This window comes from Starkeya nomas (assembly GCF_902703545.1).
In the GTDB taxonomy this organism is placed as follows: Bacteria; Pseudomonadota; Alphaproteobacteria; order Rhizobiales; family Xanthobacteraceae; genus Ancylobacter; species Ancylobacter moscoviensis.
Map to the genome: position 1 here is coordinate 144,819 of NZ_CACSAS010000001.1, position 19,257 is coordinate 164,075.

Consider the following 19,257-nt stretch of genomic DNA (forward strand, 5'->3'; position numbering starts at 1 on the left):
TTCCCGTTGCCGACGACTTCCCAAGAAGACGACTTCCCAAGAACCAGAGGAGCAACGCATGACCGACGACAGCAAGAAGGCCGGCGTGAAGAAGCCGGATCCCGCCGCCGACCAGATCCTCGCCAGCCGCCGCAACTTCCTCGGCAAGGCGGCGCTCGGCACCGGCGCCGCGCTGGCCAGCACGACGCTCGCCGCTCCCGCCGTCATCGCCCAGACCGGGCCGATCAAGTGGCGCCTGCAGACCTATTCCGGCGCGCCGCTCGGCGCCCACGTGATCAAGCCGCAGATCGACGCCTTCAACGCGGCGGCGAATGGCGAGATGGTGATCGAGCTCTATTACGCCGACCAGCTCGTGCCGACCTCGGACCTGTTCCGCGCGCTGCAGTCCGGCACGCTCGACGCGGTGCAGTCGGACGAGGCGACCATGGCCTCGCCGGTCGATATCGCCGTGTTCGGCGGCTACTTCCCCTTCGCCACCCGCTACAGCCTCGATGTGCCGGCGCTGTTCCGCTACTACGGGCTGAAGGAGATCTGGGAAGAGGCCTATGCCGAGGTGCCCAACGTCACCTGGCTGTCCACCGGCGCCTGGGATCCCCTGCACATCTTCACCGTCAACAAGCCGATCAAGAGCCTCGCCGACATGAACGGCCTGCGCGTCTTCGGCGTGCCGACGGCCGGCAAGTTCCTGTCGAAATACGGCCTCGTGCCGGTGACGATCCCGTGGGACAACGTCGAAGTGGCCCTGCAGACCGGCGAACTCGACGGCGTGGCCTGGTGCGGCTTCACCGAGGCCTATGAGGTCGGCTGGGCGGATGTGTGCAACTACGCGCTCGCCAACTCCGTCACCGGCGCCTGGTTCGGCAGCTATTTCGCCAATTCCGAGAGCTGGAAGAAGGTGCCGCCGCACCTGAAGGAGCTGTTCCTCATCACTATCGACCAGTCGCACTACTATCGCGACGTCTGGTACTGGGGCGGCGAGGCCAAGCTGCGCGTGGAGGGCCAGAAGATGGAGCTCACTTCGCTGCCGCCGGCCGAATGGGCCCAGGTCGTCAACGACTCGAAGGGCTTCTGGGACGAGGTCGCCTCCTCCAGCCCGCGCGCGGGCAAGGTCGTCGCCGCGTTCAAGAAATACGCCGAGACGATGGAGAAGGCCGGCTACCCCTATCGCTGAGCCGCAACCGACGATGGCGGTCTCGCCTCCGGGCGGGACCGCCGACGGCCCGGCAGCGTGCCGGGCACGCATGATGTGACGCGACCGGCTGCCGGTCGCGTGGTGCCGACAGGAAGGGAGCGCCATGCTCCACACACACGCCCCATCCCTCAACGAGACCTTCGACATCGCCGTCATCGGCGCCGGCGTGGTCGGCTGCGCGGTCGCGCGCCGCTTCGCGCTGGCGGGCGCGAAGGTGATCGTGATCGAGAAGGGCAGCGATATCCTCTCGGGCGCCTCCAAGGCGAACAGCGCCATCCTGCACACCGGCTTCGACGCGCCGCCGGGCAGCCTGGAGCTTGAGCTCATCAAGGCCGGGCGCGCGGAATATCTCGCCATCCGCGACAGGCTGAGCCTGCCGCTGGTGACGACCGGCGCGCTGGTCTGCGCGTGGAACGAGGCGGAGGCCGGCAAGCTCGACGCGATACTGGCGCAGGGCCGGGAGAACGGCATCGCGGAGCTGCGCGCGCTCTCCGGCGCGCAGGCGCGCGCCACCATGCCGGGCCTGTCGGAGCGGCTGGTGGCGGCCATCGAGGTGGCCGGCGAGCATGTCATCGACCCCTGGTCGGCGCCGCTCGCCTATCTCACCCAGGCCGTCGCGCTGGGCGCCAGGCTGCTGCGCGAGGCGGAAATCCTCGCTAGCGCCTTCGACGGCGAGTGGACGCTGGCGACCACAGTCGGCGAGGTGCGCGCGCACGCCGTCGTCAACGCCGCCGGCTTGTATGGCGATGTCGTCGACGAGCGCCTCGGCTTCGCGCCGGAGTTCGAGATCCGGCCGCGCAAGGGCCAGTTCGTCGTGCTCGACAAGGCTGCCTTCCCTCACGTGCCGTGCATCATCCTGCCGGTGCCGACCGAGATCACCAAGGGTGTGGTCGTCTGCCCGACCGCCTTCGGCAACGTGCTGGTGGGCCCCACCGCGGAGGAGCAGCAGGACCGCACGCGCGCCACGGTGGAGACCTCGGAGCTGGAGGCCCTGCTGAAGCGCGGCGCGGAGATCGTGCCGGCGCTGGCGGGCATGCCGGTAACCGCCGTCTATGCGGGGCTGCGGCCGGCGACGGAGAGCAAGGCCTATCGCGTCTTCTCGCGGCCGGCGCGGCGCGCCATCACGCTCGGCGGCATCCGCTCGACGGGCCTTTCCGCCGCGCTCGGGCTGGCGCAGCATGCCGAGCGGCTGCATGCCGCCTTCGGCGCCGGGTTCACCGCGCCCGGCCTCGCGCCGGAGGTCACGCTGCCCAATCTCGCCGAGACGCGGGAACGCGACTGGCAGCGGCCGGAGCATGGCGAGATCGTCTGCCATTGCGAGCTGGTGACCAAGCGCGAGATCGAGGCCGCCTTCGAAAGCGCCGTGCCGCCGGGCGATTTCGGCGGGCTGCGGCGGCGCACCCGTGCCGGCATGGGCCGTTGCCAGGGCTTCTACTGCAATGCGCGCCTCGCCGAGATGACCCGGGGCCGCCTGTCGACGCCGCTCGCCGCCGATGACGGGGACGAGGCATGAGCGACGCGATGGCGGATGTCATCATCGTCGGCGGCGGCCCGTCGGGCGTCGCCGCCGCCATCGAGCTGCGCGCGCGCGGCGTCGGGCACGTGGTCCTGCTCGAGCGTGAGCGGGAGCTGGGCGGCGCGACGCGCCATTGCGCCCACTCGCCCTTCGGCATGCGCGAGTTCGGCCGCGTCTATCTCGGCGCCGCCTATGGCCGCCGCCTCGAAGCGGAGGCCGCGCGCGCGGGGGTCGACGTGCGCACCCGCCATTCGGTGGTGCGGCTCGAAGACGGGCGGCTCGACGTCACCTCCCCGCGCGGGGTCGAGACGCTTTCGGCACGCCGCATCCTGATCGCGACCGGCGCCCGCGAAACGCCGCGTTCGGCGCGGCTGATCTCGGGCGACCGCCCGATCGGCATCGTCACCACCGGCACGCTGCAATCCTACGTCGCCTTTCATGGGCTGATGCCCTTCCGTCGGCCGGTGATCGTCGGTTCGGAACTGGTCAGCCTCTCCGCCATCCTCACCTGCCTGACCCATGGCGCACGGCCCGTCGCCATGGTGGAGCCCGGCCCGCACCCGCTCGCCGGCCCGCCGTTCTCCTGGTTCCCGGCGCTGGCGGGCATTCCCTTCCATCGCGGCGCCGAGCTGGTGGACATTCGCGGCACCTCGCGGGTGGAGAATGTCACGCTGCGGCTGCGGGACGGCACGGTTCAGGACATCGCCTGCGACGGCGTGCTGCTCACCGGCCGCTTCATGCCGGAATCGGCACTGTTCCGCCAGTCCGACATCGGCGTCGACGCGGGCAGTACCGGACCTGCCATCGATCAGGACGGACGCAGCCTCGACCCGAGGATTTTCGCCAGCGGCAACCTGCTGCGCGCCGTCGAGACCGGGGGATGGGCGTTCCGCGAGGGCCGCGCGGTGGGCCGGGCCATCGCGGAGGACCTCGCGCGCGACGCGGATGCCGGCGCGCCGATACCCGTGACCTTCGATTCGCCCATGAAGCTCGTCGTCCCCAGCCTGCTGCGCCGCGACGCCAACGCAACGCCGGCTTTCCGCGACTTCCAACTCCGCATGCTCCGGCGCGCGCGCGGGCGCCTCTCGCTCGAACTCGACGGGCGGGAGGTCTGGGCGGCCGAGCGCACATGGATGCCGGAGCGACGCATTCTCGTTCCGCTCCCGCCGGCTGCCGTCGAGGCCGGCACGGTCCATTTCCGCTTCCGGGAAACCGCATGATGCGCGTCGCCGCCATCGATCAGGGAACGACCTCGACCCGCTGCCTCGTCGTCGAGAGCGGGGGTGAGGCGCGGCTCGTCGCCAGCCTCCGCCACGCGCAGCATTTTCCCGCGCCGGGCCGCGTCGAGCACGATCCCGAGGAACTGCTCGCCAATATCCGCACGGCGCTGGCTGCCGCCGGGCCGGTCGACGCCATCGCCATCGCCAATCAGGGCGAAAGCTGCCTCGCCTGGGATGCGGAAACCGGCGAGCCCCTCTCCCCGGTCATCGTCTGGCAGGATGCCCGTACTGCTACCATGCTGGCGGCGCTCGGATCGGAGGCGTTGGCCCGCTCGCAGGCCATCAGCGGCCTGCCGCTCGATCCCTATTTTTCCGCCAGCAAACTCGCATGGCTGCTGCAAAACGTCCCCGCCGTGGCGGCGGCGCGGGCAGCCGGACGGCTGCGGCTCGGCACCACCGACGCCTTCTTCCTCGACCGCCTGTGCAACACCTTTGCCACCGACATCGCGACAGCGTCCCGCACCGGATTACTCGACTTCGCAACGCTGACATGGAGCGGAGAACTCTGTGCTCTCCACGGCGTACCCATGGAGGCGCTGCCGCCGATCCGTCCCGTCAATGCCGGCTTCGGCGCCATAGACGGCGTGCCGGTGAAGGTCTCCATCGTCGACCAGCAAGCCGCGCTTTATGGTCACGGCTGCCGCGCGCTAGGCGACACCAAGATCACCTTCGGCACCGGCGCCTTCCTCCTCGCCGTCACCGGCACTGGCCGCCCCCTTGGCTCCGGCTTGCTGCCGACGGTCGCCTGGCGCCGGCGGGATGCAGAGACGGTATTTGCCCTCGAAGGCGGCGTCTACGATGCCGGTGCGGCACTCGAATGGCTGCGGCAGATCGGGCTTTACGCGGAAACGCACGAGCTCGACGGTTTCGAGGGACCTTCGGCGCTGAGCCGCGGGCTTGTCTTCGTGCCGGCACTGTCCGGGCTGGCCGCTCCCTACTGGGACCGCTCGGCGGCGCCGCTGTTTATCGGCATGCAGGCGGCGACCGACCGTCGCGACATGATACGCGCCGCTCTGGAAGGCATTGCCATGCTGACGGTGGGGCTGATCGAGGCGGCAGCGACAGAAGTCGGAACGATCGCGACCATCTCCATCGACGGCGGCCTGTCGCAGAACGCCTATTTCGTCAGCTTCCTCGCAGCGGCAAGCGGGCGCTCCGTGCTCGTACCCGGACTGCACGAGATGACGTCGCTCGGTCTCGCCGAGCTGTGCGGAGCGGACGTCACCCGTGCGCGCGGGGAAGTTCGGTGCTTCGAGCCGGATCGCTCCGTCTCACCGGACGACCATGCGCGCTTCGCAGCCGCGGTCAGCAAGAGCCGCGGCTGGCGCCTCTGAGAGCCGCGTCAGCCGGCCTTCAGCGCCGCCAGCACAGCTTCCGGCGTGATCGGCAGATGGCGCAGGCGCACCCCGACCGCCTCGAAGATCGCGTTGCCGATGGCCGGCGCCACCACGGTGGTACCCGGCTCGCCCAGCCCCACCGGCACCTCGGCGCTCTCGACGAACTCGACCACGACTTCCGGCGTGTCGATCATGCGCAGCGGCGTATAGCTGTCGAGGTTGCGGTCGCGTACCAGACCATTCTCGAACTCGGTGCCCTCGAACAGCGCCATGGAGAGCCCCCAGAGCGCCGCACCCTCGCACTGCGCATGAGCGCCATCGGGATCGACTACCGTCCCGCAGTCGACCACGAGCCAGATTTTCTGCACGTCGACGAAGCCGGTCTGCCGTTTCACGTGCACCTGCGCCGCGCCGCCGACCCAGGTTGGCATGGTACGCGCCTGCCCATAGGTCGTCGCTATGCCGATGGCGGTGTCGGCGGGCAGCGTGGCCTTGCCGTAACCAGACAGCTCCGCCACGCGCGAGAGCACATGCGCCTGGCGCGAGGCGCCGCCGACCGAATCCGGCGCCGTGCCGGCGTTGCGTCCCTCGGCCTTCAGATGGTCGAGGCGGAACCGGACCGGATCCTGCCCAACCTTCACCGCGGCCTCGTGCATGAAGCTTTCGACCGCCCAGTTGATCCAGCCCGGCGACACCGAGCGCAGCCAGCCGGGGCGGAAGGTGCTCTCCGCCAGATCGTTGGAGATGGCGCGCGCCCGCTGCGCGCCGACCGAATACCAATGGTCGGCGCCGTCGCTGGCGAAGGGATCGTAGGGCTCGCCGTTCACGCCCTTGGGCATGAAGGCCGGCAGCATGACCTTGGTCGGCCAGCCCGATGCGACCGCCGTATCCATGGCGATGACGTTCTTGCCGGTATCGAAGGCCATGCGCAAACGCTGCACGGAGGGCGAGCGGGGGCTGTCGAACACGAGATCATCTGGTCGTGTCGTGACGACCTTTACCGGAATCCCGCCCAATGCCTTCGAGGCGAGCGCCGCCGGCACGGCGTAGTCGCCGTTGAGACGCCGCCCGAAGCCGCCGCCCAGCATGTAGCTGCGCATGACGACGCCGTTCTCATCGACGCCAAGCGCCTTCTGGAGCCAGGGGAGGGCTAGGGATTGCCACTGGTTGCCAGTGTGTAGCTCCCACACCCCCTCGGCGTTGCGGAAAGCGAGCGCGTTCACGGGTTCGAGCTGGAAGTGCAACACGGTAGCAGTCGTGTACTCCGCCTCCAGCGTATCGGCCGCCGTGGCGAAGACGGGATCGACGTCGGTGTCGCCCGTATCGAGCAGCGCGCCCTTGCTCGCGTCGGCGATCAGCTCCCGGCTGCGCGCCTGGATGTCGGCCTCGCCGACCCTGGCGGCATCGCTCGCCTTCCACTCGACCTTGACCAGGCGCGCCGCCTTGTGGGCGGCCCAGTAGCTGTCGGCGATGACCATCGCCCAGCCGGGCACCGTGCCGGAGGGATCGTCGAGCTTGAGCGTCTGCCGATAGCCCTTCACCGCCTTGGCCGCGCTGTCGTCGATGCGGATGATTTCCGAGCCGTAGCGGGTCGGCGGCAGGAGCGGCGCGCCGTGCACCATGCCCTCGACCCTGGCGTCGATGCCGAAGATCGCCTGCCCGGTCGTCTTGCCGGCGATATCGAGCGCCGTCACGTCCTTGCCGACCAGCGTCAGCTCGGAATGGGGCTTCAGGGGCAGCGCCTTCAGCTCCGCCTCGGTGAAGCTGCGGGTGATGCCCTGCGCCACCAGCTCGCCGAAGCTCGCGGAACGCCCCGCGCCGGTGACGACGCCGTCCGCGACGGTGAGGCTCGCGGCGTCCACGCCCCACAGCTCCGCCGCCTTCTGCGCCAGCGCGACGCGACCCGCCGCGCCCGCCTGGCGATAGACCGGCCAGCTCTGCCAGACCGACCAGCTGCCGCCGGTGACCATGAGGCCCCATTTGGCGGCGGAATCGACGTGCTCGATGCTCACATCGTCCCATTTCGCGCCGAGCTCGTCGGCGAGGATGCGGGCGATGGCGGTGCCGACATGCTGGCCCATCTCGGCGCGGATGATGTTCACGTTCACCTTGCCGCGCTGGTCGATCCAGTACCAGATCGCTGGCTCGTAGCGCGCGCCCACCGCCTCGACGGGCACACCGTCCGGCACGGCCGGGTCCATCGCCGCGAAGCCGGCGCGCGGGAAGCCGAAGACGGCGCCGGCGGCGCACATGGTGACGAGGAAGCCGCGACGGGTCAGGCCCTCGCCGCTGCGGGCGCCGCGGAAGCGCGTGCGGAAGGCGGATTCGTCAGCCATTGGTCGCCTCCCCCCGCAGCGTGGCGGCGGCCTCGCGCACGGCGGCGCGGATGCGGTTATAGGTCATGCAGCGGCAGAGATTGCCGGTCATCACCGCGTCGATGTCGTCGTCGGTGGGATTGGGAATGTCCTTCAGGAAGGCGGCGGCCTGCATGATCTGGCCGGACTGGCAGTAGCCGCATTGCGGCACGCGCAGATGCCGCCATGCCTGCTGGACCGGATGCTCGCCCTTCGGGTCCAGCCCCTCGATGGTGGTGATCTCCGCCCCGGCGACATCGCTCACCGGGGTGATGCAGGAGCGGGTCGCCCGGCCGCCGACATGGACGGTGCAGGCTCCGCACAGGCCGATGCCGCAGCCATACTTCGTGCCGGTCAGCGCGACCTCGTCGCGGATGACCCAGAGCAGCGGCGTGTCGGGCTCGACATCGACGCTGACGGCGCGGCCGTTGATCGTGAACTCGATCATGCTGATTTCCTCATCAGTGCCCCGCACCCTCGGCCCGGATTCGCGCGACCTGGGCCGGAAGGTCCGGCCAGGGCGCGAGATTGGCGCGCTTCTCGCGCAGATAGGCGGCGATGGCGGCGATATCGGTATCGGAAAGCGCGTGGCGGAAGGCCGGCATCACCACGCCGCCGGTGCCGTCCTTCGCGTCCACGCCGTCGAGAATGACGTGGATCAGGTTCGTCGGATCGGCGAGCCGGGTGGAGGAGTTGATCGCCAGCTCCGGCCGTCCCTCGACGATCTGCGAGGCGTTGTAGTGGCAGGCCGCGCAGGCCGTCGCGTAAAGCCGCTCGCCGAGATCCTTGCGGTAGGTCGGATCGGGGCGCCCGGCCTTCAGGCTGGCCACGACGGCGGGATTTTCCGCCGGATCGGTATCGGGCGCGCCGACCTTGTCGCCGAGATAGAGGCCGATAGCCGCGAGGTCGCTGGCCGGCAGCTCGCGCAGGCCGGCATGCACGACCGGACCCATCGGGCCGGCGGCGATGCCGTGATAGATGCCCGCCCCCGTTTCCAGATAGCGGGCGAATTCGGACGCCGTCCACGGCACGGCGGACGGGTTGGCCGCCGTCAGCGCCGGGGCGATCCAGCGGTCGATGGCCGCGCCGGCGAAGGGCTGGCCCTTCTCTTCCGCGCCAAGCACGTTGCGCGGCGTGTGGCAGGCGCCGCAATGGGTCACGCCCTCGACCAGATAGGCGCCGCGGTTCCACTCGTCGGACTTCGAAGGATCGGGCTGGTAGCGCCCGAAGTTCACGAAGAGCAGCTTCCAGCCGGCCTGCAGGATCCGCTGGTTCAGCGGGAAGGGCAGCGCGTTCTCCTTCGTGCGCTCGCTCACCGGCGCGACCTTCGCCATCAGATAGGCATAGATCGCGTCGACGTCCTCATCGCTCATCTTGGTGAAATGATCGAAGGGGAAGGCCGGGAAAAGATGCGCACCTTCGCGGTTCACGCCCTGCTGCATGGCGCGGCGGAAGGCGGCCGGCGACCATCCGCCGATGCCCGTTTCCGGGTCCGGCGTGATGTTGGAGGCGTAGATGGTGCCGAAGGCGGTCTCGATGGCGTAGTTGCCGGCATAAGGCTGGCCGCCCTGCGCCGTGTGGCAGGTCGCGCAGTAGCCGGCCGCCGCGAGAATCCGCCCCTTCTCGACCGTGGCCGCGTCAAATGTCGGCCGCCCGGTCGGACTTACGGTAGGTAATGACGGGTAGTAAGCGTAGTATCCAAAGCCCGCCAGAACGACGGCGCCCACGACGATGATAGCGGCAAGCACGGATTTGAGTGTCACGGCACGAATCCCTGCGCCTCGGAACTCCAGATTGGAATTCTTTTATACTATCGCACGCGAGATATTCCATGCGCGTCGCGCAGGCACGGCATGCGCATGGAACGGAGCCGGGCGGACGGCGCGCCGCCCCGTTTCCTTCGGTGCCATCCTGCCTTTGGCCCCAGCGCTGGATTTCAGGGACCCGCCGCCGCGCCGCAGGCGGCTTTCTTCCCCCTTCCTCCCGCCGGTGCATGCGGGGCGAGGGTGAACGCCGGGCGTGCGATATGACAAAGGCGGCGGCCCGGCACGGCACGCGCCACCTCGCTACCGCCGCTACGTATTCTGTCATCACAGCTTCGAATTCGATCAAGCAGCACGTCGCGCGGGGAATAGGCTCTCGGTGCGGTGCCGACATGAGCGGCATGATCGCCAACACGAGGGAACAGCAATGATTTCGCGTAGTCTCGTTGCCTGCCTCACGCTCTCCGCGACGCTCCTGTCGTCGGCGGCCTTCGCCAAGGACCCGGCCTCCTGCGCCAAGCCGCGCTTCTCGGACGTCGGCTGGACGGACATCACCGCCACGACGGCGATGGCCAGCCAGCTCCTCACCAGCCTGGGCTACAAGCCGGACGTCGCCATCCTCTCGGTCGCCATCACCTTCAAGGCGCTCGAGAACGGCGACCGCGACATCTTCCTCGGCAACTGGATGCCGTTGCAGGAACCGACGCAGGTGCCGCTGGTCAAGGCCGGCAAGGTCGAGGTCGTCGCCACCAACCTCAAGGATGCCCGCATCGGCTTCGCCACCTCCAAGGCGGCCTACGATGCCGGCCTGAAGACCTATGCCGACATCGCCAAGTTCAAGGACCAGCTCGGCGGCAAGCTCTACGGCATCGAAGCCGGCAGCAGCGCCAACAGCACCATCTCCAAGATGATCGCCGACAACACCTTCGGCCTCGGCGGCTTCACGCTCGTCGAGTCGAGCGAGCAGGCGATGCTGGCGCAGGTCTCGCAGAAGATCCGCCAGAACGAGCCGGTGGTCTTCTTCGGCTGGCAGCCGCACCCGATGAACGTCAACGTGCCGATGGCCTATCTGAAGGACGGCAACGACGTGTTCGGGCCCAATGACGGCGGCGCCAGCGTCGTCACGCTGGTGCGGCCGGGCTACACCAAGGAATGCCCGAATGTCGGCCGGCTGCTCACCAACCTGACCTTCGACGTCGCCACCGAGGACCGCCTGATGAGCGACATCCTCGACAAGGGCATGCAGCCCGAGGCGGCGGCGAAGGCGTGGATGAAGGAGAACCCGGCGGCGGTCGAGAAATGGCTGGACGGCGTGACCACCTTCGACGGCAAGCCGGGCCTCGCCGCCGCGAAGAGCGGGCTGGGGCTGTAGCGCGGACTGCGGGCCTGGAAGTTCGTCATGGCCGGGCCTGGCCCGGCCATCCACGTCTTCGGCATGGCCCGGCACCCGGCACGTCGTGGATCCCCGGGCCAGGCCCGGGGATGACGGAAGGACGGGAAGCGCCGATCTCAAGGGCCATCAGAGCCGGACTCTCACCGCCGCCCGCGGCGCGCCGCCGAGGGCGGCATGCCGAACTGGCGCCGATAGGCCCGCGACAGCGAGGCGATGGCGGAGAAGCCCGTCCGCTCGGCGATGTCGGCGATGGGCAGATTGGTGTCCAGCACCAGACGCCGCGCCGCGTTGAGCCGCAGCGCGACGTAATAGGCGCCGGGCGACACGTCGACCGTGCGCAGGAACAGCGTCTCCAGCCCGCGCGTCGACACGCCCACCCGGCGCGCGATCGCGGCGATCGTCAGCGGCTGGTCGATATGCGTCTCCATGATGCGGATCGCCTCGGCGACGCGCGGCTCATGCTGGCGGATGCGCCCGAGCGAGACGATGGGCTGCACGTCCGAGCCGGTGCGGACCTCCTCGTAGATATAGAGGCTGGCGACGTCGAGCGCGGCGGAATAGCCGTTGCGCGAGCGGATGAGCGACAGCATGCAGTCGAGCGCCGGCGTCGCCCCGCCGGTGGTGAACACCGGCTCGTCGACCACGAAGCGGTCCGGCTGCACGTCCGCATGCGGGAAGCGGGCGGCGAAATCCTCCAGATCCTCCCAGTGCGTGGTGGCGCGGCGCCCGTCGAGCAGCCCGGCGAAGCCCATGAGCCAGGACCCGGACTCGATGCCGCCGACGACGGCCGAGCGCTTGGCGCCGGCCCGCAGTGCCTTGAGGATGCCGGGCGTCGCGTGGCGCAGCGCGTCGAAGGCGGCGATGACGATCAGCGCGTCCTGCGGTGCGGCGGCGTCGAAGGCGCCGTCGACCGGAATGGGCAGGCCGCAGCTCGCCACCGGCATCTGCCCGTCGATGGAAGTGAGCTTCCAGCGATAGGCGGCGCGCCCGAGCACCCGGTTGGCACCGCGCAGCGGATCGAGCGTCGCCGCCAGCGACAGCAGCGACAGGCCGGAGAACAGCAGCAGGGTGACGTCCAGCGGCTCGTCCGAATGGGCGAAGATCATCACGCACCGATCGCTTCGTAGAATGCGAAATGGGTTACGCAAATAGTTGCGTCACGACCGCGCGTTCACGTCAAGCTCCTGCCGTCCAGCTAGGAGGCCTCCATGCCCTTGTCGATGAATCGCGATGTCTTCATCACCTGCGCCGTGACCGGCGCCGGCGACACGACGGGACGCTCGCCGCACGTGCCGGTGACGCCGAAGCAGATCGCCGAGAGCGCCATCGACGCGGCGAAGGCGGGGGCCGCCGTGGTGCACTGCCATGTGCGCGATCCCGAGACCGGCGCCGCCTCGCGCCGGCTCGATCTCTACCGCGAGGTGACCGACCGCATCCGCGCCGCCGAGATCGACGTGGTGCTGAACCTCACCGCCGGGATGGGCGGCGACCTCGTCTTCGGCAGCGTCGAGGCGCCCTTCCCGGTCAACGCGGCCGGCACCGACATGGCCGGCGCCACCGAGCGCGTCGCCCATGTCACCGATTGCCTGCCGGAGATCTGCACGCTCGACTGCGGCACGATGAACTTCAGCCTCGGCGACTACGTGATGACCAACACCCCCTCCATGCTGCGCGAGATGGCGCGGCAGATGACGGCGCTGGGGGTGCGGCCGGAGATCGAGGCGTTCGACACCGGGCACCTCTGGTTCGCCAGGCAGCTGGCCGAGGAAGGGCTGATCGAGGATCCGGTGCTGATCCAGCTCTGCATGGGCATTCCGTGGGGCGCGCCGGACGACCTGAATACGTATCTGGCGATGGTGAACAACGTGCCGGCGGGCTGGACCTTCTCCGCCTTCTCCATCGGCCGCAACGCGCTGGCCTATCCCGCGGCGGCGGTGCTGGCCGGCGGCAATGTGCGCGTCGGGCTGGAGGACAACCTCTATGCCGGCAAGGGCCAGCTCGCGACCAACGCGCAGCTTGTCGAGAAGGCGGCGACCGTGGTGACGAATATGGGCGCGCGGATCATCGGCCCGGCCGAGGTCCGCGAGAAGCTGAAGCTGGTGAAGCGCTGAGGAGCCGGACCCATGACGAGCCTTGCCCCCCTCTCCCGCGCCGCCTGCATCGGCGGCGGCGTCATCGGCGGCGGCTGGATCGCCCGCTTCCTGCTCGCCGGCATCGACGTGAAGGTGTTCGACCCGCACCCGGAAGCGCAGCGCATCGTCGGCGAAGTGCTTGCAAATGCCGAGCGCGCCTACGGGCTGCTGACCAACGCCCCGCTGCCGCCGCGCGGCCGGCTCACCTTCTGCGCCAGCCTCCGCGAGGCGGTGACGGATGCCGAGTGGATACAGGAGAGCGTGCCCGAGCGGCTCGACCTCAAGCGCCGCGTGCTCGGCGAGATCGATGCCGCCGCGCCGGCCGGCGCGCTGATTGGCTCCTCCACCTCGGGACTGCTGCCGTCCGATCTCCAGGCGGAACTGACCCATCCCGAGCGGCTGTTCGTCGCCCATCCCTACAACCCGGTCTACCTGCTGCCGCTGGTCGAGATCGTCGGCGGCACGGCGACGGCGCCCGCCACCATCGAGCGGGCGAAAGCGGTGCTCGACGCCATCGGCATGAAGGGCGTCGTCATCGCCCGCGAGATCGAGGCCTTCGTCGGCGACCGGCTGCTGGAGGCGCTGTGGCGCGAGGCGCTGTGGCTGATCAAGGACGACATCTGCGACGTCGAGACGCTCGACGACGTGATCCGCTATTCCTTCGGCCTGCGCTGGGCGCAGATGGGCCTGTTTCAGACCTACCGCATCGCCGGCGGCGAGGCCGGCATGCGCCATTTCCTCGCCCAGTTCGGACCGTGCCTCAAATGGCCGTGGACCAAGCTGACCGACGTGGTCGACCTCGACGATGCGCTGGTGGAGAAGATCGGCGCGCAGTCGGACGCGCAGGCGGCGGGGCTCTCCATCCGCGAGATGGAGCGCATCCGCGACGAGAACCTCGTCGGCATCGTGCAGGCGCTGAAGGCCGGGCGCGGCGGCGAAGGCTGGGGAGCGGGCAAGCTGCTCGCCGACTTCGAGCAGCGGCTGCTGGCGCAGGCGTCTCCCCCGGAGACCCCCGACCTCTCCGCGCCGCTCGCACTGGTCGAAACGCGCGTGTCGCCGGCCTGGATCGACTATAACGGGCACATGACCGAGCACCGTTATCTCCAGGTGTTCGGCGACACCACGGATGCGCTGCTGCGGCTCATCGGCGTCGACCTCGCCTATGTCGAGGCCGGGCACAGCTACTACACGGTGGAAACGCATATCCGGCACCTCGACGAAGCCAAGCTCGGCGAGGAACTGCGCTCGACCTGCCAGATCATCGCCGCCGACGAGAAACGCATCCATGTGTTCCACCGGCTCTTCGCCGGCGCCCCGGCGCGCGAAGTGGCGACCGCCGAGCAGATGCTGCTGCATGTGGACACGAAGGCCGGCCGCGCCGCGCCGGCGCCGGGCACCGTGCTCGCACGGCTGCGGCCGATCGCGGATGCGCATGCCCGGCTGGACGTTCCGCCGGAGGCGGGACGATCCATCGGCCGCAAGCGGGAACCGGTGATTGCGTAGGACGGAAAAGCGCGGCGGCGCGGCTCAGACGAAGACCATCGCCGCCGCGCCGGCCGCGCAGGCTCCCAGCGTCACGGCCCCCAGCCGCGTCGCGTATCCCCGGCTGCCGAGACCGACGGCATAGGCCGCGCGGGCCAGCGCGTTGGACAGCAGCGCAAGCAGCACCGCCCGGGCGGCGGCCGCCATCTCGACGCCCTCTCCGGCCAGCCGGGCGCTGGACAGCACCACCGCATCGACATCGACCAGACCGGAGATCAGCGCCAGCCAGGACAGGCCGGCGCTGCCGAAGCGCGCGGTCATCCAGCCGGCCAGCAGGCCGACCAGCATCAGCAGCAGCGCGAAGCCGACGACGGGGACGAGTTCGAAGGGATTGCCCAGAACGGTCTCGCCCGCCGACTGCTCGAAGCGGCGCGCCATCAGCCAGGCCGTCACCAGAAAGACGGCGGCGGCGGCGACGATCGGCGCCGCAACCGCGACGCCGAGCGCCGGCTTGACGGCCAGGACCACCACGAGCACCCGCAGCAGCGAGGTCGCACCGGCGGCAGCGGCGCCGGCGGCCAGCGCCGCATCCGGCTCGCCCTGCGCGGCGCGGCGGGCGAAGGCGGTGGTGATGGCGGTCGAGGAGACGAGGCCACCGGTCACGCCGGTGACGAGCAGGCCGCGCGCCGGCCCCAGCAGGCGCATGGCGACATAGCCGGCATAGGACAGGGTGGCGACGAAGACGCTGAACAGCCAGATGCTGCGCGGATTGATGCTGTCATAGGGCCCCATGGCCTCATCCGGCAGCAGCGGCAGCACCACCCCGCTCATGCCCAGCAGCAGCAGCGCCGAGCGCAGCTCGACCCAGGTGATGCGTTCAAGGAGCTTGTGGGCGTAGTCGCGGCTGGCCAGAACGACGGCGACCACGATGCCGCCCGCGCCGGCCAGCTGCCGGTCCCCCGCCACCGCCAGCGCGCCGAGGGCAAACACCAGCATGGCGGCGACCGTGCCGGTGACGCTGTAGTCCTCGTCCTCGCGGGCCTCGGCACGCTTGAACCAGGCGAAGACGACGATGAAGCCGACGAAGCCGACGCCGACCAGCAGCGGCGTCTGCAAGGCGAGCGCCAGCGCCGCGAAAACGCCCCCGAGCAGGCCGGCAAGCGCATAGGTGCGCACGCCCGCCGTGCGGCTGCCCGGCGCGGCGGTCCGCTCGCGCCAGCCGCGCTCGACGCCGACGATGACGCCGATGGCGAGCGCCAGCACCAGTCGGAACGCCAGATCGATATCCATGACCTTACCCGCGACGCGCCACCGATCGTCCCCCGTCAGTATCGGACAACGCCGAAAGACGGGAAAGCGGCCTGAGCGACAGGCCGCCGCCGGCGATATGGCACGCGGCCGGCGCGCCCGCTACTCGTCGAGAGCTTCCAGCACCAGTTCCGCGGTGATCGCGCTGCTGTACTGCTGCTGGCCGGTGATCAGGCGGCCGTCACGGATGGCGAAGGGCGCGTTCGCCTCCCGGCAGAGGAAGGTGGTGCCCTCGATGCCGGCAGCCTCGCTTTCGATGGTGTACTCGTTCAGCTTCATGCCGAAGGCGGTGTTGACCTCCTCTTCCTCGGCATCGGTGAAGCCCGTCCACTTCTTGCCCTCGGCCAGCAGCTTGCCGTTGGACAGGCGGGTCCACAGCAGAAGCCCGGAGCCGTGGCAGATCAGCGCGACGACCTTGCCCTTCTCGTAGAAGGACGCGATCAGCGCGTGCAATGCCTCGTCGTCCTTGAACGTCAGAAGCGGGCCGCCGCCGCCCGCGACCCAGACCGCGTCGTAATCGTCCACCGTCACCGCGCTGATGGGCAGGGTATTCCTGAGCATCGGGCCGAACGTCGCGTGGTGCGCGAAGCCGAGGCTGATCAGATCGTCCGCATAGGCGCCGCCGGGGGTCCGCGGGTCGCTGTGGGTGTCGAACATCACCTCCCCGCCTTTGGGCGAGGCGAGGTCCACCCGGTGCCCCGCCTCGATGAAGGCGAGGAAGGCGCGCGTCATTTCCTCGGCGAAGAAGCCGACGGGGAAACCCTTGAGCTGGGTCGTGTTGGAAACGATGGACAGGATGCGACGCGGCTTGCGCTTCACACCGATCCGGGTTTCGACTTTCAGATCCGATGCCGACATGGGCTGCCTTTTCCAGTTTCAGCCGCGGGAAGCGCGGGAAGTGGGAACGGGGGAAGGATGACGCGCCGGCGGCGCGGCGCGAGGATGAGGGGGCGCTACCCCCGGAAGCCGCCGGTCTCGAGGAAACGCTTCTCCTCGGGCGTCGTGGCGCGCCCCAGCATCGGGTTGCGGTGGGGGAAGCGCCCGAAGCGGCGGATGATGTCGCGGTGGCCTTCGGCGTGTTCGAGCCAGGTCGGGCCGAGCCGCGCGTTCAGCGCGACCGAGATGTCCTGATCGGCGATGTCCTCCGAATGGGCGAAGGGCAGGCAGAAGAACAGCCGCAGCGCCGGCTCCACGCGCTCCATGTGTCCCGCCTCCACCGCCTGCCGCGCATGGAGGCGCGCCAGCGGATCGGTCGCGTACATATGCGCCGTGCCGCGGAAGGCATTGCGGGGGAACTGGTCGGTAAGGACCAGCAGCGCGAGCGCGCCCTCGGCGGTCTCCGCCCAGCCGTCGTGCCGCCGCGCCGCGACCTCCATGTGCAGGTCGAGGAAGCGCCGGCGGAACGCGGCGTCGAAGGCGGGGTCCTGGTCGAACCACTGGCCGCGCGTGCCGGCCTCGCTCCAGAAGCCGATGACGGCGGAAGCCCCGTCATCGGAGGCCCGGACCTCGATGCGGCGGCGGGCGATCATGACGCGGCTCCGGGCCCCGCCGGCGTTCCCTTGACCGGCGCATTGCCGTGGATCAGCTCGCGGCCGGCATAGATGCCGTCGGTGATCTCGATGGCGAGCCGGTCGCTGTCGCGCCGGCGGATGTCCTCGACCACGCGCTCGCGCTCCTCCTCGTCGACGTTGAGGAGTTCCAGCGCCTTCTCTCCGAGGGCCAGCGCGGATTCGAAGGTCTCGCGGATCTGCCACTCGACGCCGGCATTGATGAGCTCGATCGCGTGCTCGCGGTCGAAGGAGCGCGCGAGCACCGGCACCAGCGGGAACTCCGCCTTGATGAGCTCGGCGATCTTCAGGCTCGCCTCGCGATCGTTGACGGCGATGACGACGAGACGCGCCTCCCCCGCGCCGGCCGCGTGGAGAATGTCGAGGCGCGCGCCGTCGCCGTAATAGACCTTGAAGCCGAAATCCTGCGCGTTGCGGATGGCGTCCGTGTCGGTCTCGATGATGGAGATCGAGCAGCTGTTGCCCAGCAGCGGCTGGCTGACGATCTGGCCGAAGCGGCCGAAGCCGATCAGCAGGATGCTGGCGGAGAGGTTCTCCGCCGCCTCGACGCCTTCCATGGACGGCGCGGGCCTGGGCATCAGCCGGTCATGCAGGATGATCATGAGCGGGGTGAGCGCCATGGAGACGATGATGGTGGCGGTCAGGATGGCGTTCGCCTCGGCATCGATGATGCCGACCGCGGTGGCGGCGGCGTAGAGGACGAAGGCGAACTCGCCGCCCTGCGCCATCAGCACCGCGCGCTCCACCGCCTCGCGCGACGAGGCCCGGAACAGGCGGGCCACCGCATAGATGCCGAGCATCTTCAGCACCATGTAAGCGACGACGGCCAGCGCGATCAGCCGCCAGTTGGCGGCGATCACCGAGAGGTCCAGCGACATGCCGACGCCGAGGAAGAACAGGCCGAGCAGGATGCCGCGGAACGGCTCGACGTCAGCCTCGAGCTGGTGGCGGAAGGTGGATTCCGACAGCAGGACGCCGGCGAGGAAGGCGCCCATCGCCATGGACAGCCCGCCGAGCTGCATGGCGAGCGCCGCGCCGAGCACGACGAACAGCGCCGCCGCCGTCATCACCTCGCGCGCCCTGGCCTTGCCGAGCAGGCGGAACAGCGGATCGAGCAGATAGCGGCCGGCGAGGATGAGGCCGGTGATCGAGGCCAGCCCGATGGCGACGCCGGTCAGCCGGTCGGCAAGCGTCGCGTTCTCGCCGCCGGGCGCGAGGAAGGCGACGAGGGCCAGCAGGGGAACGATGGCGAGGTCTTCCAGCAGCAGGATCGCGACGATGCGCCGGCCCTTGGGCAGGCCGAGCGCCCGGCGCTCCTCCAGCATCTGCATGACGATGGCGGTCGAGGTCAGCACGAAGCCGGTGCCGGCGACGAAGCTCTGCGGCACGGGATAGCCGAGCGCCAGCCCGACGCAGGTCAGCAGCCCGATGCAGACCGCGACCTGCAGCAGCCCGAGGCCGAAGATCTCGCCGCGCATCGACCAGAGCCGCGAGGGCTGCATCTCCAGGCCGATGATGAACAGGAACATCACCACGCCGAGCTCGGCGACGTGCAGGATCGATTGCGGATCGGAGAACAGGCCGAGGCCGAACGGACCGATGGCAAGGCCCGCGGCGAGATAGCCGAGCACCGAGCCGAGGCCCAGTCGCTTGAACAGCGGCACCGCGATGACCGCCGCGCCGAGCAGCACGACGATGGGAACGAGATTGAAGCCGCCATGGGAGGCGGCCTCGGCGGCGTGAGACGCGGCTTGGGATGCGGCTTCGGTCGTCATCGGTCAATCTCTCCGGTCGGCGTCTCGGATCGGCCCTGCCACGGCGGCACCGCCACGAGGATGGCGGGCACGGCGAAGACCACGGGCAGGATCGGCAATTCCTGCGCCACCGTATAGCCGGCCTTCGTGACGCCGGCCCACATATTCGTCGGCGCGG

Annotated in this window: 16 protein-coding genes; 7 read left to right on the forward strand and 9 right to left on the reverse strand. The window is 69.7% G+C overall.

What is annotated here, in order from left to right; all coding sequences use genetic code 11:
* Window positions 1-58 precede the first annotated feature (58 nt).
* From STARVERO_RS00705 to STARVERO_RS00720, 4 genes are all read left to right on the forward strand, one after another.
* Window positions 59-1,171 (forward strand): type 2 periplasmic-binding domain-containing protein, encoded by a 1,113-nt coding sequence (locus STARVERO_RS00705; protein ID WP_144341916.1) that lies wholly within the window; start codon window positions 59-61, stop codon window positions 1,169-1,171.
* A 124-nt stretch (window positions 1,172-1,295) separates the two neighbouring features.
* On the forward strand, window positions 1,296-2,705 hold the full coding sequence (locus STARVERO_RS00710; RefSeq protein WP_159597564.1) for an NAD(P)/FAD-dependent oxidoreductase: 1,410 nt from the start codon (window positions 1,296-1,298) through the stop codon (window positions 2,703-2,705).
* Entirely contained in the window at window positions 2,702-3,928 is a 1,227-nt protein-coding gene (locus STARVERO_RS00715; protein ID WP_159597565.1) for an NAD(P)/FAD-dependent oxidoreductase, read from the forward strand. The genes STARVERO_RS00710 and STARVERO_RS00715 overlap by 4 nt, the downstream gene beginning before the upstream one ends.
* Window positions 3,928-5,322, forward strand: coding sequence for an FGGY family carbohydrate kinase (locus tag STARVERO_RS00720; RefSeq protein WP_159601489.1), 1,395 nt, complete (start codon window positions 3,928-3,930; stop codon window positions 5,320-5,322). Before STARVERO_RS00715 ends, STARVERO_RS00720 begins: the two co-directional genes overlap by 1 nt.
* Window positions 5,323-5,330: 8 nt before the next feature.
* Here the strand turns inward: STARVERO_RS00720 and STARVERO_RS00725 are convergent, their stop codons facing one another.
* The 3 genes from STARVERO_RS00725 to STARVERO_RS00735 are packed head-to-tail and all read right to left on the reverse strand — an operon-like array spanning window position 5,331 to window position 9,442.
* A complete protein-coding gene (locus tag STARVERO_RS00725; RefSeq protein WP_159597566.1) occupies window positions 5,331-7,661 on the reverse strand; it encodes a xanthine dehydrogenase family protein molybdopterin-binding subunit in 2,331 nt (776 codons plus the stop codon).
* On the reverse strand, window positions 7,654-8,127 hold the full coding sequence (locus STARVERO_RS00730; protein ID WP_159597567.1) for a (2Fe-2S)-binding protein: 474 nt from the start codon (window positions 8,125-8,127) through the stop codon (window positions 7,654-7,656). The genes STARVERO_RS00725 and STARVERO_RS00730 overlap by 8 nt, the downstream gene beginning before the upstream one ends.
* A gap of 13 nt (window positions 8,128-8,140) precedes the next feature.
* Window positions 8,141-9,442, reverse strand: a complete 1,302-nt coding sequence (locus tag STARVERO_RS00735; protein ID WP_200837613.1) for a cytochrome c — start codon at window positions 9,440-9,442, stop codon at window positions 8,141-8,143.
* Window positions 9,443-9,869: 427 nt separating this feature from the next.
* Between STARVERO_RS00735 and choX the strand changes: the two genes are divergently transcribed.
* Window positions 9,870-10,814, forward strand: a complete 945-nt coding sequence (choX, locus tag STARVERO_RS00740) for a choline ABC transporter substrate-binding protein (protein WP_144341910.1) — start codon at window positions 9,870-9,872, stop codon at window positions 10,812-10,814.
* Between the two features lie 161 nt (window positions 10,815-10,975).
* Here the strand turns inward: choX and STARVERO_RS00745 are convergent, their stop codons facing one another.
* On the reverse strand, window positions 10,976-11,941 hold the full coding sequence (locus tag STARVERO_RS00745) for a GlxA family transcriptional regulator (RefSeq protein ID WP_144341909.1): 966 nt from the start codon (window positions 11,939-11,941) through the stop codon (window positions 10,976-10,978).
* 102 nt (window positions 11,942-12,043) lie between these two features.
* Here STARVERO_RS00745 and bcoG point away from each other — a divergent pair, with 102 nt between their 5' ends.
* Together bcoG and STARVERO_RS00755 are read left to right on the forward strand one after the other, a co-directional pair.
* The gene (gene bcoG, locus STARVERO_RS00750) at window positions 12,044-12,946 is read left to right on the forward strand and encodes a 3-dehydrocarnitine:acetyl-CoA trimethylamine transferase BcoG (protein WP_159597568.1); all 903 of its coding nucleotides are present in this window, start codon (window positions 12,044-12,046) and stop codon (window positions 12,944-12,946) included.
* 12 nt (window positions 12,947-12,958) lie between these two features.
* Window positions 12,959-14,470, forward strand: coding sequence for a carnitine 3-dehydrogenase (locus STARVERO_RS00755; protein WP_159597569.1), 1,512 nt, complete (start codon window positions 12,959-12,961; stop codon window positions 14,468-14,470).
* A gap of 24 nt (window positions 14,471-14,494) precedes the next feature.
* On the opposite strand, the gene STARVERO_RS00760 is transcribed toward STARVERO_RS00755, so the two are convergent.
* The 5 genes from STARVERO_RS00760 to STARVERO_RS23305 form a co-directional block, all read right to left on the reverse strand.
* A complete protein-coding gene (locus tag STARVERO_RS00760) occupies window positions 14,495-15,739 on the reverse strand; it encodes an MgtC/SapB family protein (protein ID WP_159597570.1) in 1,245 nt (414 codons plus the stop codon).
* 120 nt (window positions 15,740-15,859) lie between these two features.
* The gene (locus STARVERO_RS00765; RefSeq protein ID WP_144341905.1) at window positions 15,860-16,615 is read right to left on the reverse strand and encodes a type 1 glutamine amidotransferase domain-containing protein; all 756 of its coding nucleotides are present in this window, start codon (window positions 16,613-16,615) and stop codon (window positions 15,860-15,862) included.
* A 95-nt stretch (window positions 16,616-16,710) separates the two neighbouring features.
* Complete coding sequence (locus STARVERO_RS00770) at window positions 16,711-17,286, reverse strand: DUF924 family protein (RefSeq protein WP_159597571.1); 576 nt, start codon at window positions 17,284-17,286, stop codon at window positions 16,711-16,713.
* Window positions 17,283-19,100: a monovalent cation:proton antiporter-2 (CPA2) family protein gene (locus STARVERO_RS00775; RefSeq protein ID WP_159597572.1), complete on the reverse strand. Its 1,818-nt coding sequence runs from the start codon at window positions 19,098-19,100 to the stop codon at window positions 17,283-17,285. Before STARVERO_RS00775 ends, STARVERO_RS00770 begins: the two co-directional genes overlap by 4 nt.
* On the reverse strand, window positions 19,097-19,243 hold the full coding sequence (locus STARVERO_RS23305; protein ID WP_200837615.1) for a hypothetical protein: 147 nt from the start codon (window positions 19,241-19,243) through the stop codon (window positions 19,097-19,099). The genes STARVERO_RS00775 and STARVERO_RS23305 overlap by 4 nt, the downstream gene beginning before the upstream one ends.
* Window positions 19,244-19,257: the final 14 nt, after the last annotated feature.